Annotated in this window: 11 protein-coding genes; 1 reads left to right on the top strand and 10 read right to left on the bottom strand. The window is 57.2% G+C overall.

Annotated elements, in window-relative coordinates; genetic code table 11:
* Window positions 1-301: 301 nt before the first annotated feature.
* The 3 genes from RFM41_RS15145 to RFM41_RS15135 form a co-directional block, all read right to left on the bottom strand.
* Window positions 302-1741 (bottom strand): hypothetical protein, encoded by a 1440-nt coding sequence (locus RFM41_RS15145; RefSeq protein WP_320249876.1) that lies wholly within the window; start codon window positions 1739-1741, stop codon window positions 302-304.
* On the bottom strand, window positions 1728-6731 hold the full coding sequence (locus tag RFM41_RS15140) for an AAA domain-containing protein (RefSeq protein ID WP_320249874.1): 5004 nt from the start codon (window positions 6729-6731) through the stop codon (window positions 1728-1730). The genes RFM41_RS15145 and RFM41_RS15140 overlap by 14 nt, the downstream gene beginning before the upstream one ends.
* A gap of 647 nt (window positions 6732-7378) precedes the next feature.
* A complete protein-coding gene (locus tag RFM41_RS15135) occupies window positions 7379-8386 on the bottom strand; it encodes a helix-turn-helix domain-containing protein (RefSeq protein WP_320249872.1) in 1008 nt (335 codons plus the stop codon).
* 849 nt (window positions 8387-9235) lie between these two features.
* Between RFM41_RS15135 and RFM41_RS15130 the strand changes: the two genes are divergently transcribed.
* On the top strand, window positions 9236-9688 hold the full coding sequence (locus tag RFM41_RS15130) for a universal stress protein (RefSeq protein ID WP_320250156.1): 453 nt from the start codon (window positions 9236-9238) through the stop codon (window positions 9686-9688).
* Between the two features lie 62 nt (window positions 9689-9750).
* Here RFM41_RS15130 and RFM41_RS15125 read toward each other — a convergent pair whose 3' ends face one another.
* The 7 genes from RFM41_RS15125 to RFM41_RS15095 form a co-directional block, all read right to left on the bottom strand.
* A complete protein-coding gene (locus tag RFM41_RS15125) occupies window positions 9751-10116 on the bottom strand; it encodes a L,D-transpeptidase (protein WP_320249871.1) in 366 nt (121 codons plus the stop codon).
* 78 nt (window positions 10117-10194) lie between these two features.
* A complete protein-coding gene (locus tag RFM41_RS15120; RefSeq protein ID WP_320249869.1) occupies window positions 10195-11253 on the bottom strand; it encodes a helix-turn-helix domain-containing protein in 1059 nt (352 codons plus the stop codon).
* A 536-nt stretch (window positions 11254-11789) separates the two neighbouring features.
* Complete coding sequence (locus RFM41_RS15115; RefSeq protein ID WP_320249868.1) at window positions 11790-12860, bottom strand: helix-turn-helix domain-containing protein; 1071 nt, start codon at window positions 12858-12860, stop codon at window positions 11790-11792.
* Window positions 12861-13012: 152 nt separating this feature from the next.
* On the bottom strand, window positions 13013-13252 hold the full coding sequence (locus RFM41_RS15110) for a hypothetical protein (protein ID WP_320249867.1): 240 nt from the start codon (window positions 13250-13252) through the stop codon (window positions 13013-13015).
* A gap of 111 nt (window positions 13253-13363) precedes the next feature.
* Window positions 13364-13564 (bottom strand): hypothetical protein, encoded by a 201-nt coding sequence (locus RFM41_RS15105; protein ID WP_320249866.1) that lies wholly within the window; start codon window positions 13562-13564, stop codon window positions 13364-13366.
* A 61-nt stretch (window positions 13565-13625) separates the two neighbouring features.
* Complete coding sequence (locus RFM41_RS15100) at window positions 13626-14333, bottom strand: MgtC/SapB family protein (RefSeq protein ID WP_320249865.1); 708 nt, start codon at window positions 14331-14333, stop codon at window positions 13626-13628.
* 38 nt (window positions 14334-14371) lie between these two features.
* Window positions 14372-15550: an alpha/beta hydrolase gene (locus tag RFM41_RS15095; RefSeq protein WP_320249864.1), complete on the bottom strand. Its 1179-nt coding sequence runs from the start codon at window positions 15548-15550 to the stop codon at window positions 14372-14374.
* Window position 15551 lies beyond the last annotated feature (1 nt).

Raw genomic sequence — 15551 nt, 5'->3', positions numbered from 1 at the left:
TCAAGTGAGCTGAGGAGTCCGTCGGAACCCACAGAACCCAGCGCGAACTCCGGCCACAGCAACCGAGCCTCGGGGTGGCGAGCGAGACGTTCTCCGCGCCCATGATGACAGCGCACTCAAGTCCGGACGCGATGGCCGCTTTGCGCCGCAAGGTGGTCATTTGCACATCTGCGTCCCTCCACCAAAAAGCGGACATAGTCGCCGCCCTTGCGCCGATCTAGGCGGCCAACATGTCCTTTTCTGGTGCTGGAACGAGGGTTGGAAGGGGTCACAATCCCGAGTATTGAAGCTTCTTAGGTGTTCAGTCGGGACGGCCTTTGCTTTGGTAAAACTGATAGCGTTCCAGAAAGTAGGCATACGCCCGGTCGATGACTAGCGGGTCAAAGGAGGCCAGTCCAAGCGGCACCGGATTGCCGGTGGATGCACCGAGCGGAGCATGAACGATCGCCGCCACCATGACTCCGGGCACCAGCAAGAGCTCTAGTGATTTCGGGAAGTCCCCGACGCGGACAACCTGAATTTCATCGAACGTTTTCGCCGTGTACTGTGCAGGCTTGTCCCATGCGTAGAGGCAGACGGATTTCATATCCGGCTTATCACCGGGCAAGATGAGCGCGGTCTTCTCCTGTATCAAAGTCAAAAGGTCTCGCTGCTGGGTCGTGGCTCCCCACCTGCGGGTCTGCGGCGCGACCGCGTATATGTTCACCGGTACTTCAGTCACGTTGCGCAGACCGTAGTCGAGCACCGCCTGCACGCGCTCGATGTTGCCCGGCAAAAGTAACGAGCCTACGATCGGAATGGTTTTTCGGTCGGTTCTGGGTTCGCCAGCACGGCTGACCGCTTCCCTCCAGTAACGGATTTCGGATAGACCATTCCGAGTCGTAAACTCTTTCAGGAATTCCGGGGCCATATCGATCAGCGTTTGATACCCGGAGGCAGCGTCGAGGTGAGCGGCCGACGTCTGCTGATCTTTCACAAACAGAGCTACGGCGCGCTCGATCTCAGGTCGGTCAGCGACCTCGTGATCCATCCTCCACGAGGACAAGTCGATTTCAGCGGCGCTGGGATTGGACGCCTGGGCGAACGTCACGAAGCGAAGAGGCATCTGGTATCTTTCGCCCGGCGTAACCACCGGATCGATCGAATAGATGTCACGGCGCTCGGTCTTGCCGCGATCCGCTTGATCTGCGAGTTCCCTGAAGAATTGCTTGAAACGAGCCGGGACGCGCTCCGCAACTCGGCCTGTGCCTGCCGGGTCTTCTGAGGGCAGCTCGGGCAGAAGCCGCTCAAGCTCATCAAGGAAGCGTTTGACTTGGGGAGCTATCGCCATGAGGTCGAAACCGAACGAACGGCGTCGTGCCTCGACGGTGTAGATGGACGGCTGTTCGTCGTCTGCCTTGAAAAGGCCCTCACCTGATATCGTCAACCAGAGCTTTCCGGCCCTGCGCTCCAAATATCCTGGACCAATGGCTTCCTCCAGGACATACGCCATTTCGGTCTGGCTGTAGCCGAAGAAGGCGGCCGCCTCTTCGTCAGCGATCCCAGGGGCCGCTTTGGCGAGGCGGAGCAAGAACTCAAGTGTCGGACTTACCTGCCCCAATGAGGCCACCTTGTAACTAACCTCGTAAATGCGGCAGGGTAACAGCACATCAAAAATGTCGAGGTCAACGCGGCGATCTTCCTCCGGCGGCACCAGTTCGTGGCCCTTTAGTCGCAATAGCGGCCGACTAAGCTTTCCCATGGACGCCTCGCTTTTTCATTGAGCTGCCCCGAGATGAGTTTTCCGTTTCTCTGTCTGCCTGAGCTTCCAGTAAATCCTCCACCGCGATGACTGAAGCAACGCTTTCATCCGTACGTCGTCCAAATCCCGCCGATAATTGCCCCATGGGTCTGTTGGCTCTCCATCTATGGCGCGACCCAACGATCACTAGTCTGTCCATCGCGCGGCTCACAGCGACATTGATGCGGTTTGGTGTAACGAGAAAGCCATCCTTTATGGTTTTGACGCCAGATTCGATTCCGCCCAACTCGTTGTTGCGGACAAGCGACAGAATGACGATGGGATTTTCCTTCCCTTGATAGCTGTCGACCGTGCCGACCTTCACGTTCTTGTCTAACAGAAAAGCCAGCGCGGACTGTCTCAGCTTTCGTTCGATCAGATTGCGCTGCGCAGCATACATACAGATCACGCCGATGCCGACCGGGTGATCCTGCTGTGTAAGCAGCCATTCGCGAAACCTGTCATCCGCGTACCACCGGTCAAGCAAATGGACGACCGCATCGGCCTCTGCCGGATTGATCTTGCTCTTGGCTTCTCTACGCTCGTAGCCCATCGGGCCTAGACCATCGGTCTCCACCCATGTCAGCGGATACTTCAGGTCATCAGGCAGCACCTGGGGATCGACAACAGGTTCCGCGCGACCGGCGAGCAGCGTGAGGTCGGGGTAAAATACCTCGGACACGAGCTGACCTATGGGAGAAAGCATCCGGTACTGGGTTTTCAGCCGCGAGCCGGCGGCGAGGCCATACCCCGTCTTGAACGTGCGCTCGAAATCGCTTCGCTTGATTTCCTTTTTCGCAATTGAAGTGCGTTCCGCGACGAGATTGATGACCTCGGGCTTATGTTGCGGCTGTAGCTGCGCATGGTCGCCGACCAAGACGGCCCAGCGCGCAGCCTGTAGCGGGACCAGCAGTTCGCCGGACGTACAGCGAGCGGCTTCGTCGACAATCACCAGGTCAAATGCGGTGGCCGTTAAGCCCAGTGATGATCGACCGAGTCCCACGCATGTTCCGACAACGATCTGGCGTGTGCCGGCAAGGAACGTATCGAAACTCCGCTCGGCGCGAGACACACTGCCGATAAAATCCCGGCCCAGTCCCGCTATGGATCTCAAACGGTCGATCCTATCCGCACCGACCGCATGTTGCCGCGCCGCGCGTCGCGCTATGGCGGCGGCCGCTTCGTCCAGAAAATCGCGCCAATCATCCTCGAAGCCGGATTCTGGCAGCGAAATCTCGATGTCGAGCAGCGACAAGTGCTGTTTAAGCGTATCCTTTAGACCGTTGATCCGCTGCACCTGCGCTTCAGCATCGCGGTTCAGCTCGTAGATTCTTTGGACGACTGGCCTTACCGTTGTTTCGAGAACAACGACTTGCGAAATGATGTCGGGCGGAATTCCCAAAGTCTTACCCACCACGCCCATGCGCTCGCCGAATGTGGCGCCGAAGCGATCCTTGTAGGACTGCTCGACGCGGGAGGTGTGATAAGGGCGTAGGAGCGGGGAAACTTGCCCATCATCCATGCCGACGCGGAGCAGACTAGGTAACTCTCCGGTTTTGCGGAATAGAGCCAGTACCGATTCTGCCGCATTGTTTACCGCCTCATGCGACTGACTGGACAGAAGGACGTTCCGAACGAGCCCTTTGGTGATCGCATAGTGGGTAAGAGCGGCAATGAACTTCGTTTTTCCGGTCCCAGGCGGCCCCTGGAGCAGACCCACTGGCCGGGTATTGATGATTTTTCGAAAGGCTTGCGTTTGGTCATCATTGAGGCCGTACAGCGCCAATGCCTCGTCGCTCGCTTGCTGCTCCGCCATGTCCGGGGCCGCATCGGAGCGCGTATCAAAGACCGACAGCAGGCCGTTGGCGCGACCGTTGCCAGCCAGAATGCGGCCAACGGCGTCGGTCCGGCGCTTGAGACTGGTGCCCTCGAAGTGACTGAGAAAGCGCAGGCGCTGTCCAGCTTCAACGAGCCGTGGGCCGAAGGACCATCCGCCCTGTGCGTCGATGACAGCAATGTCTGGTTTCGACCGGTTCAGATCGAGATCACCGATGCGCCGCCAGATTCCTTTTTTATCCTGCTTCTGAACGCCCACGGTATCATTGCGGGAGAAGTCGAACTCACCGCTTTCCAGCTCCATGATGACCTTATGGCGGCCAATGCCGCGATCGTAGGCGCTATCAAGTTGGGCGACGCCTTCGGTGGTAAGTTCATTCTCAACCTCCATAAGTACACGCCACAGCTCCGGCACGTCGACGTCGGTGGTCGGCGTATCGCTGTCGGCGATCTCTTCGGCAAGGGCGTCTTCGGCCTCGTCCTCTTGCGGCACGAGATCGGCGCTTTCCGGTGTCTCGGAGGCGGCTGGCGAAGCAGGCCCAGAGATTTCTTTTTCGATCCTCGCCTTGACCAAGGGATCATTCAAGATGGGTTCCAGCGCCGATAGGTCCGTGACATCAGACCTCGTAACGTTCAGGGTTGCTCCGATCCTGTGGAATTCCTGTTTGGCCACGAGGGCAAGAAGCCACTGTTCAAGCTTACGCCTCGTTGCAACGGTTGCTCGCCCCTCTGGGTCAAGACGGACTTCGAGTTCTTCGAAGGCTCCGCGAATGTGGAGGGCCAGATAGCCACGATGAGGGTGACGACGGACGCGAAGAAAGAGGAAGCCTTCGTCAGAATCGATCGGGCCTGTCTGCTGGCCAGCGAGGGAGACCGAAATTGCTTTGTCGTCGATTGCTTCTTTTTGACCCTTCGACTGAAGCCATTCGATCGTCTTTGCCAATGATTCTTGTAACGGAAGGAGGGTGGTCAGTGCGGGCGGTTTCTCGCGGCAGTCCCTGATCGCGGAGGCAATGTCGGCCCCGTCCGCAGGATCAAGATCAGACGCGGCCAAGATTTCTTCGGTGATTTTTGTAAGTGCGAACCGGTCGCGCTCCATGCGGTTTCCGCTATCGGGCGCGTACGCGGAACTTACGACTTCGCCGTCGACACGCGGCGAATAGTCGAGCACATCGATAAGGGTCGGTTGACCTTCCTCACTGACCACTATGTTGGCCGGTTTCAAGTCACCGTGCCCGATTCCCTCCTCGTGCAGGGCATCCATGATGGAGACGAGGTTGCTGCACAAAGACAGGGCTTTGGTGGCGTCGCTAAACTCATGCCCATTGGCAAGAACGGTATCTAGCGCAGCGCCCTCGATCCACGCTTGGACAAGAACAAGACTGTCACCCAGCCAATGCACGCCGCGGACAGGAGCAATCCCTGTCGGTTTGTCGGCCTTCATGTCGGCAGCCCTACGAAGGAAGGAAAGAAGGCTTCCTCCCTCCTTCTGCCCGTCACCCCAAGCCGACTGTTTCCACTGCTTGACCAGGACTGGGATGTCATCCTCGACACTTCGCCATGCGTCCATACGGTCGCTTTCAATGACCATCTCCCCTTCAACGGGGAAAGTCGTGAATAACTGGCGTTGTGAGCGGATCGTCGTTCTGAACGATTCGAGCCCCGCGAATATTTCGTCAGGTGTTGGCCTCGACGCCGTTGCCTTGTTGAAAGATTCGAGGGCGATTGCCGCGTCCGCGAATCTCTGATCAGGGCTGATTTCCAGAGCCTCCGCGAACCAGTCATGGAGTGCGGCATACTCGTTTGCGCCATCGACTGTGGCCTTCCATTCCGCCGGCTCGCCTGATGGCAGTCGACCGAAAAGCAGCTTGTGCACCGCGACGCCAAGCAGAAAGACGTCCCGGCGCTTCGGACCGCTGTCCACGCCCAGCACGTCCTCGGGCACCGTAACTCCAGAAAGAAATTGATAACGGGAAGGCCCGAGGGATTTTCCTTCGGGAATACGCGCCGCCAGCAAATGAGACAGCCTGACCGATGTTGGCAGTTCCAGCCAGATGCTGTGGCCGCCGATATCAAGATGTGACGCATTCTGACGATGCAGCGCCGCAACGGACGATACGATCTGTCGCGCCAGTTCGATCTTCTGACCGGGAAGAGTCGTGGAAGCCTCACTGATGGAAAATTCATTGAGGCGTCGCATGCGGCGCCTGCGATCGTAAATTTCCCAGTAGTTGACTCCACGGTCGGGATCATCCAGCCGCGGCGTGAGAAGAGTTCGCTCAAGCTCCTGATCCCGGTCGCGGAGCCAGTGATAAACCTGCTGCTCGCGCCCGGCGATTTCCAGCCGGCCCTCTTCCGTCTGGAAGCGGCCATCGTTGCACTTGGTGAAGTCCCACAATCTCAAGATTCCGAGATTGTTCTTGTTGGCTTCGTCCGTCGCTTCATATTCCCGGTAGATGTCACTGGGATGCGCGTAGCTGAAAATATCCTCGGCAACATACCTCTGGAATCGACGCCGCCCAGGTTTGAACGGCGAATTGGGACCAACGTTAAAGAACCTGCTTAGCTTATCCTTCCAAAAACCGTCTGTGAGGGGCCTGTGGAGGAACGTGGCGAGAGGGTCGCCAAAGGTCTCGTTTAGCTTGCGCGTATTCGTTGCGAGCTTGATAAAATCATCAACGGCAAGGACCTTTTCTTTCTCCAGGCCATCGAGATGGGCATTGGTCGCCAGCCCCGTGAGTACGACAAGACCAACGATGAATGGCACTGGCTCGCGGCGGGTCTCAGTCCTGCTTTTCAGGTGGCTGGCCAGGGGGCCAAGAACCTCGCGCCCGATGTCGCCAATCTTCTGGACCGGGGAGGGGCCGCAGTCCCTGCCATTGTTGTGCCAGCGCCCGTCCCTGTTTTCGATCTTGCCGTTCCAGTCCTTGATGTCGATCAGGAATATGCGGTGATCGGACACGATGATGACGTCGATCTCGCGTGATTTCCCAAGACCCAGCGTCAGATCGAGATTCGTGAAGGCATACCAATTCGACGGCAGCTCCTTTTTGAGCCGCTCAAGGCCTTTTACCTCACGCGAATGAACGCCACGGCCGCAGTTTGTGACCTGCATCTACCCTCGCCCCCGTTTAACGGAGGGAATATAAACAGGTGTTCTCCATCACGGAATATCTTTCCATAAATGTGCTGGAGGTTTGGGAGAATGGCAGCTCATCGCAATTTCTGCCGCCAAAGCTGACCTGCGGCGGCCATTTCGCAATGTGGCTCCCGACGGTCGCTCTATCCGGCCTGGGGCCCAGTTAGGGGACTAGGGGAGTAAACCCGAAGACGGGGTCATACGGAACGATACGGTAAGACGCCCGGTTTCAGCCCACGAAAAAGGCAATAAAATCAATCGCCTTAATGCGCCCTCCGGGCCCACCAGAATGCACCCTGTAACTACGAACTACGATCAGGGCGATCTGAGATGCTCGCCCGCGTAACCGGGGCGAGGCCGTGAAATCCGTGACCGTTCGGCAATTCTGATCGACAGCGTCTCAGCGCCGTCACCAGATGGCAAAGCTCTATCGACCACATGTTCAGACAGTGCCCCGCAATCAATGTCGACGGTCAGCGTTCGATTTGCTCCTGCGGCGCGATGCCTGGGATGCCAAAACCGCCTGCGCCTCATCGAACACAAAGCCTGCAATGATCCGCTCGTGCTCACCCATCCGACGCTGACCAATTGCCCTATCCGCCCAATTCAAGATGAGAGAAGCTTCAAAGGCTGGACAACAGGCCGCCGATGCTACGGGCGGCAACTGGATGCGCATGAATGATTGAGGGAACCAATCCGGCCTGTGCGGCCTCGCGCGCGTCGGTTGGGCTGATGCCGAATTCTCGACGGAACGCTCGACTGAACTGCGAATGGTCCTGCATCCCTGATTCATCGGCAATCTTGACAATCGGCTTTCTATTGGATGGATCGCTCAGTTGTGCAAAGCCTTCCAACAGGCGCAAATGCTGGACGTAGCGCGCAACTCCGCCGTCCGCTTCAAGTAAACGGTAGAGTTTCGATCGTGACACTCCCAGTTCCCGGCACAGTTCTTCCGGTCCAAGATGAGGCGAGTTCAGGTTACGCAAGATAAAACGCCGAGCCTTATCCTTGAGGCTCGCAGTCACTTGCCCGTGGGCTACGGCCAATCGCTCAGCGGAGGGCGCTACGCACGCGGCGACCATGGCGGCAATCGCCTGCGGCAGACTATGCCTGTCTTCCTCCGACAAGGCCGGCAACTTTCGCTCCAGCAGCAAGATGTAACCTGCCAGCAAATCTCCAAGAGGCGTGCTCACAACCCTGCCCCGTGTGGCATCAAGGGCCGGGGCGAATGTGCTGAACTTGTCTCGTGCGATGCAAAGATGGAGCCGCGTGTCCGAGCTCATCTGGCTATCGGAAAAGCTGCTGAGAGACCACACATATGGCACGCCTGCCGGGATAGATAGTTGATCATCTTCCAATATCAGGTCGGCAGCGGTGCGCTTTCCGATCGTCACGACCCAGTGATCAGTCGGGTCTCGCCTGATCATCTGCCTTGTCCTTGTGGCGCGTAGTGACGGCGTCGACACCCTCACGAATGCCAATCCATCCAACGTCCAAACCTCTGTGTCCCCGGCAAACCCGTGATCGGGAGCGTCAATGGCTATCTCGTTGATGCCGACATACCATTCCTGCCAAGCCTCAAGCTGGTGGCGCTTTGTCAACTCGCGGGTAGAGAAGCGCACTGAGTCCATGATTCAATGAGAGCCCAAACAGAGGTGCAAACGAAATGCTACTCTCCTGATTGTTGCAAAATATAATACTATAGTATATGTTTTTGTCAATTAATCATCGATCTCATCGGCGTTATGTAAACTTTGAACAACGTCATATATATCCTTGGTTGTGGGAATATATTCCGAAAAGACGTATTAATTGCTTAATGTTTTCTCATTTCTCTATTTTAATCTTTGGCATTTCGAATATCCCTGGAAATCAAGAATGCCATTGATTTCGAATGAGTTCTCCCAAGGTGTCGCGCCAATTGGAAGGGCTGCGCGGCACGCTCAGCCAACGACTCTTTGCGCAATGGTGTCCGTCGCCAAGCCGTCGCGGAAAGGGGAGCCGGGCGCGTCAGTGGCCACCGAGTTTGACTCCTGAGGGCCGCGGGCTTCCCCGTAGGCCGCTACCGTTCGCCATGTCCTGTTCGGTTTCGATGTCGAAAAGGGAATCTCAAATATCTTCCATCGCGATGGTAATAATTGGACGAGATGCAATTCATCGGGATAAATTGCACATAACGCCGTGGCCTCGATGGATTGTAAGTTGGGCAGGCAGCAAAGGCATTGCGAACGCCTATCGTCTCTCCCGTGATTTAACCATATCTGGCGCACGAGAAGGCAATTGGTGACCGGACGACCGGGCGATCTCTATTCCTCCGCGGTTTGAAGATCATGTGTCCGCCCCCGAACGTGCCTCTGCGTTTCGATGCAAGCGGCTTGAGTTGGATATCCGGAAGAGATGGCTTGCAGTGTGCCAACATGGACATTGCGGCGGATATTGGTGTTGCTGGAACCGTGATCGACCAGGCAGGGAGAACTCAGATGTACACAAATATTCTCGTGAGCACGGATGGCTCGGACGTCGCCACGAAGGGCGTTAGGCATGGAATAGCCTTGGCGAAAGCCCTGGCTGCCAAGGCGACAATTGTCACGGTCACCGAGCCAATGCTGATTGACTATGGAACCGGGTTCGCCTCCGGGTCTATCCCTTCGCAGGAGGAGGTTGATAGTTTTGAAGCCGCGAGCAAGGAGTTCGCAGGGAAAGTCCTCGATCAAGTCAGGGAGGCGGCTGACCGGATGGGGGTATCCGCGGAATTTCTACATATTCCGGACGCGTACCCGGCCAAGGCGATTATCGAAACCGCCAAATCACGAGGCTGCGACCTGATTGTGATGGCCTCCCATGGTCGTCGTGGCATCAGAAAGCTTTTGCTGGGAAGCCAGACGTCAGAGGTTCTCGCGGACGGAAGCGTGCCTGTGTTGGTCGTGCGGTAGCCAAACGGAACCGGAGAAGTGCCAGCTTCCTTTGCTGCTCAACGCCCCCGGCTGGATTGGCGCTAGAGAACGATAACGCGCGCGCCGTTGCGCACTGTCCCGAAGAGTTCGAAAATGTGCTCGTTCAACATTCGGGTGCAGCCGGATGATGCAGCTTTTCCAATCGTCCAGGGCTCATTGGTCCCATGGATGCGATATAGCGTGTCCTGGCCATTGCGATACAGATACAGCGCCCGGGCGCCGAGAGGATTATTTGGGCCTCCCGGAACGCGCTGCGGCAAGCTCGGATTACGGCGTCGCATGTTGGCAGTGGGGGTCCACGTCGGCCATTGGGCTCTTCGTCCAACGATTGCCTCTCCACCCCATCTCTGTCCGTCCCGACCGACTGCGATGCCGAAGCGGATCGCCCCTGCCGGCGTCTTCGACATGGTACAGGAAGCGCTCTTGCTTGTTGATAAGGATTGTTCCTGCAGTTTCCTTACCCAAGTAAGGCACCATTTGCCGGCCTAAAGCTGATGGCTGAGAAGGCAGTTGTTAGCCAGGAGGCTGTTTAGGGAAGGTTTGCCGTTGTTCGACCGCTCCGGCAAAGGAGGGCGCTTGAGGCCTAGCCAACCCGTCTCTCGCGCCTCTTTGGGTGAAATTCCGAACTCGCGCCTGAATGTCCGGCTATACGTCGAGGGATCCATAAAGCCCCACTCCTCGGCAATGCTGGAAATCGGGCGTCCATCCGCGACATTCCCGAGCGCGTCCCGCGTTTTCAGCAGCCGGTGGCGCCGGATGTAATGCGAGATCCCTCCGGCTGGTTCGAAAATCCGGTAGAGGCGAGAGCGTGAAATGCCGAGCTCTTGAGAGAGCTTTCCCGGTGTCAGATTCCGGTCGGCCAAGTTGGCTGCTATGATCTTGTTTGCACGGGCCATGATGACCGCGTCGATCGGCTCCTGCGCTTCGAAAAAGTGATCCCGGGTCGGGGAAATGCAAGCGGCAAGCAAGCTGGTGGTCGCCGATGCGATATGCGGAACGTCATTTTCCGTGCGATCGGGGAGGGAATCATAGAGCAGCATGACATAGTCGGCGACGAACGCGGCCATCTCGGGCCGGATATCGAGCGCGAGGGGTTGCGAGAAGGCGAAATCCCGTGGGAGGAACAGCGCAAGAACACCATCATCCTCGCCCTGGTCTTCATGGGACGCTCCCAGACATTGCCAGCGTAGCTGTCCCGTTCGTAGCTGGCCGCTGGCCGCGGAGATTGTCTGCGGCACGGAGAGAACCCAATGGTCGAACACCGGATTCTTTCTGCTTTTCCACCGGCGACGGTACCCCATCCCGGGATATTCGATGAAAGCAAGCACAAGGCTGTCCAACTGCCACGCCCGCTCGCGCGCCGCGAACGAGCCGAACTTGCCTCGGAGCAATTCAACGTCGGCAATATTTGAGTGCCAGCTCCGAAAGAGGTCGAATTGCTCGGCAGGTGGCGCCGCCGAAGTGTCGATGTCTACGACGCATCTCAGAGGTTCAGCGGTCCCGATCGCATCGCTTTTGCTGATAATTGATGCCTTGTCCTGCATGAGGCAAACTCATTGCTTGGAAGAGGGCGACGACAACCCGGGGGATTCTCCATCTAGTGTCCAGACGTGTCGGGCTCATCCCCCTCCGCGGATATATCCGCAACCAGATGGAGGGTATGGGGCTTGAGACTCCAGATCCCGCACCTGCTTGGGAGACGTCGGAACGCCAGTTGGCAAGAACATCTCGTCCAAGAAGCAGAATCGACGATGTGCGGGCGTCGATAGCGCATTTGGGGACCGCACCGGCGATGGGCTCGCCAACAATGTCGCTTCGTACTCTTACCTCCATCATAAGCTCCTATCGAGGTAGGCAGATCAACAAATGTAGACTGTGCCTTTCGCAACGAGACGGCCTGATAATTAGAAGGCCAGAGCAGGGGTTCGAAAAATCGTGACTCCGATGACGAAAACGCGGCCGAGATTAAACCGTCATCGATTTTTGAAAATATGCGAAGAATCCAGAATATGGGTTTGACGTATATTTCTTGGAACTCCGACGTGCGAGCTTCAGGCGCCCTACCTCTGTCAAGGTTTCGTCACTGTCTTGAAGAAAGTGACAATCCCAATGAATTGTTGATCAGAAGATTGCTCAGGATGCCAGCAGCTTCGACTGGCTGATCCACAGTCAGCCAGGCGGAGTGCCTGACGCCCTGCCACCCGAGTTCGCGCGCTTCCCTTGGAGAGATGCCGAACTCTGTTTTGAACATCCGGCTGTAGGTAGAGGGATCGTGGAAGCCCCATGTTTCGGCAATGCTGGAGATCGTTCGCCTGTCTGAACTGTCCGCTAAAGCGTCGCGCGTTTTCAGCAGCCGCTTGCGCCGCACATAGTTGGACACACCGCCCACCGGCTCGAAGATCCGGTAGAGACGGGAGCGCGAGACGCCGACCGCACGGCAGAGCTTGTTGGGCGTCAAGTCGGGATCGCTCAGCCTCTCCGCGATGCGCTTGGCAATCCGAGCGGCAGACACGGCGTTCACAGGCCCTTGCGCCTCCGCCAGGTGATCTTTTGTCGGCATAAGAGCCGCTGCGGAAATGTTGGCAGTGGCAGTGACGATATGGGGTAGATCCGCTTCTCTCAAATGAGGAAGCGCGCGGTGCAGCAGAACCGCGTAGTGCGCAAGAAAATCCAACGACGCGTCGCTGGTTTCGATTTTCGATGATCTGGTTGCCGGCCATGTGCGCGGCAGAAAAAGTGTGACGAACAGGTCATCGTCGCTCACTCCAACATCGGGCAGCGCCAGACACCTCATGCGGGGCCGACGAGATACCATCTCGCCGGCAGCAGACCGCGAGAACGGCACCGACAGCATCCAGTGATCCAAAAGCGGTCGTCTGCGATGTTCCCATTGTATCTCGTAGCCGGAGCCTGGAATTTCGATTGAACTCAACGCCAGATCGCCCAGCTGCCATACCCGATGACGAGCCGGGAACACGGCGTGCCCGGCTCGAAGAAGCTGTATTTCGGCAACCCCGGAAAACCATGATCGATAGAGATCAAACTGCTCGGCTGGGGTCGCCGACAAGGTACTTGCGTCGATGGCGCATCTTAGGGGCTCGTCCCCAAAAGGATCGGTGGGAATGCCGACTGCGGTTACTCTTGCGTCCATGACAAACTCCTGTCCGTGCAAGAGCCGCCGAAGTATAGGCAGCTCAAGGGTCGGCAGGTCGTTTCCAGCAAGGAAAACCGACAATAGAACACACTCAACCTGCCGCCGCGGATGAGATTGAATTGAGACAATCTTAAGCCCGAGATGCGCCCTTAGAGTGGGCTGGAAATCCCAAACGTAGACACTGCGTTTATTTCTTGCAGAAGCTGGCCGGCGTTTTGCGGATCGTTATTGATCGCCCCGGACATCGCGATGCCACCCTTGTCCCGCACATCGAGGACGAACGCGTCGCCATAGTCTATCGTTGCAAGGCTCGATGCATGGCGCTGCTCGCCAATCTGCCGGATATGGAACTCCGCGTTGGGATCGGACTCGCGGGTGCGGGCGACCACGGAACTATACTGGCGGGCGTACCAGTTCGGAGCCTCCGATGATGAGGGCCTGTCCAAGGTTGTTTGTCCGGACTGGGGCTGGACGCGATCGCTTTCGTCCAACTCGACAAGTCAAGCAGCCGAGTCCGGCCTGTTTCTGCGGGCGATCTTTAGAATCAGAAGAATGATTCCGATGGCAACGAGAAGACAGCCAACCACGATGCTCGATGGAGAGCCGTAGCGATAGCCCGATGCGAAAATCAGAAAGCCTATGACCAAGAGGCCGATAGCTATCAACTTATTTGCCAACAGGGCCTTGGTGGTTCCGTCCATTGTCGCAGCTCCTTAAAATTTGACGTTTCGAGTTGATGTCGAGAGTTTTCTGGCTTCCGCTCTATTCGGTCTTTTCTTCTGCCTCCCAGGAGGCCGACTGAACATTCGAGTCGAGCGCGAGGTGAGCGACGACCCGTTCGACTGATTGCGCATCATCACGGTTGCTGAACAAGGTTGCTTCTATTCTGATGGCGTCACCCTCCTTGGTGGGATGGCTGTCAAGGGAGCGTAGGCGGAGGAGGTTTGTATTGATGGTCTGAAGCAGGATCGATCTAAGAAAATAAACATTATCCCGTGAGCATACGACCTCTATCGTGTACGTGTATTCGACAGCGCGTTGTTCCTGTAAGTGCCTTCGAAAGAACCTTGAGAAATTGGGAAGAAGTGAATTCAGAATGATAATGAGCATTGCGGTTTCTGCGGCCAGTAGCAGAAAGCCAAAGCCTACGAACACTCCGACAGAGCCAGTGCTCCAGATCGTCGCGGATGTACTCAACCCTCTTATGTTGGAACCGTCCCTGATGATCAGGCCGGCTCCAAGGAAGCCAATGCCGGTTACGACCTGAGCCCCCATTCGAAGATCGAGACCTGAGCCAAGGGCGCCCGGCAACGAGGAATATGCCGCCGCGCCCAGTGCGACCAGCGCGTGCGTCACAAGCCCTGTATACTGTTGCCGGTACTGGCGCTCCGCTCCGATAAGCGCCCCGAGCAGCAACGCAAGCACAAGCTTCAGCAGGATTGATTGAGCTATGGTGACTTCAGCTTCCAAATGTTCATTCCGTCTGGTTCAAGATCAACGGGCTTTCATCACATGGCGCCAACCTCGGACGCTGGCTGCTGGGGCACGGATTGCTGGGATGCCGACGGGTTCAGGATTCTGAGCGGCAGATGTAAAACGAGGGAGGCACTATCGAAGATGATCTGCCGGGTTTCTGCGGCATTGTCTTCGGGTACATCTTCGTTCACGATGAGACGGCGCAGCAGGCGCCCGGAACCCAATAGCTTCATCAGTGTTTCCGACGTTGCAAAGCCGCTGTGTCCGCCGCCTTCCACGTCGGAAATGTCGATAACCTGGATGTTCTTTTTCTGAAGGAGCGGGATCTCGAAGCCGCTGCCGACTCGTGGCCGGCCACCGGCGATGCGCCGCGACACGCTCAAGGCACGATCTCGCCGAGAGACAATGATCGTGAAGGGGTGTGGCAATCGGGTTATGTCCCTAACCTGACTGCTGAAGACATCCGGATCGATGTCGGGCGCGGCAAGCAAGACGCCGCGGATTCTCGAAGTCACCTCCGCTTTGCCTTGCAATGCAAGGGTGCGAAGCGCCTCCATCACAACATACGCGCCCATGGAGTGGCCGACGATGAAAACACCGCTAGCGTTCGATCGAGCTGCGATTTCGATCGTTTCGGCCAAGCCGTCCCGCGCCTGCAGAGCGCTATCGCGATCGAAAAGATAGCCGCCGATAGATCCCGCCGACGCCCAGGAGAAATGAACCGGCACCGAGGAGATATGGTAGTCGTGGACGACTTGGGCATTGCGAAACAGGCCTTCGGCGAAATTGTTGTTGTAGCCATGCACGAAGATGAACACCTCGCGCTCCGAAGGCGGACGCTTGGCCAGCATACCGTTCAACCGACCTGCGAAGGACGCCCTGTTCTCGAAGCGGACAAGATCACGGGCGGAAAAATGGCGCTTTGGATCGGGGGATGTCGATGACGCCTCGACGACGCCCGGCCGGTGTGTGGCCGGCACAACGACAGTCAACTGTGAAAAACTCAATGTCGGGGAACGATTCCGCGAATAGGGCGGTTCGGTGGTAGGGGACCTTGAGCGCGTGGTGGCGACGAGAAAGGGGATGGCTGACATTTGGTTGCTAATTTGTACAGGCGAGGCAAGGCCCGTCACGGCTCTTGGACCGGCGCAACTTTGCACCAGCAACGCCAGCGAGATAACCAACACAAGTCGTCTTGCGGAGTTCTGCATG

It is taken from the genome of Mesorhizobium vachelliae (genome assembly GCF_033977325.1).
Lineage (GTDB): Bacteria > Pseudomonadota > Alphaproteobacteria > Rhizobiales > Rhizobiaceae > Mesorhizobium > Mesorhizobium vachelliae.
Note: the sequence above shows the minus strand (reverse complement) of the source record. Positions and strands in the feature narration are given on the sequence as shown.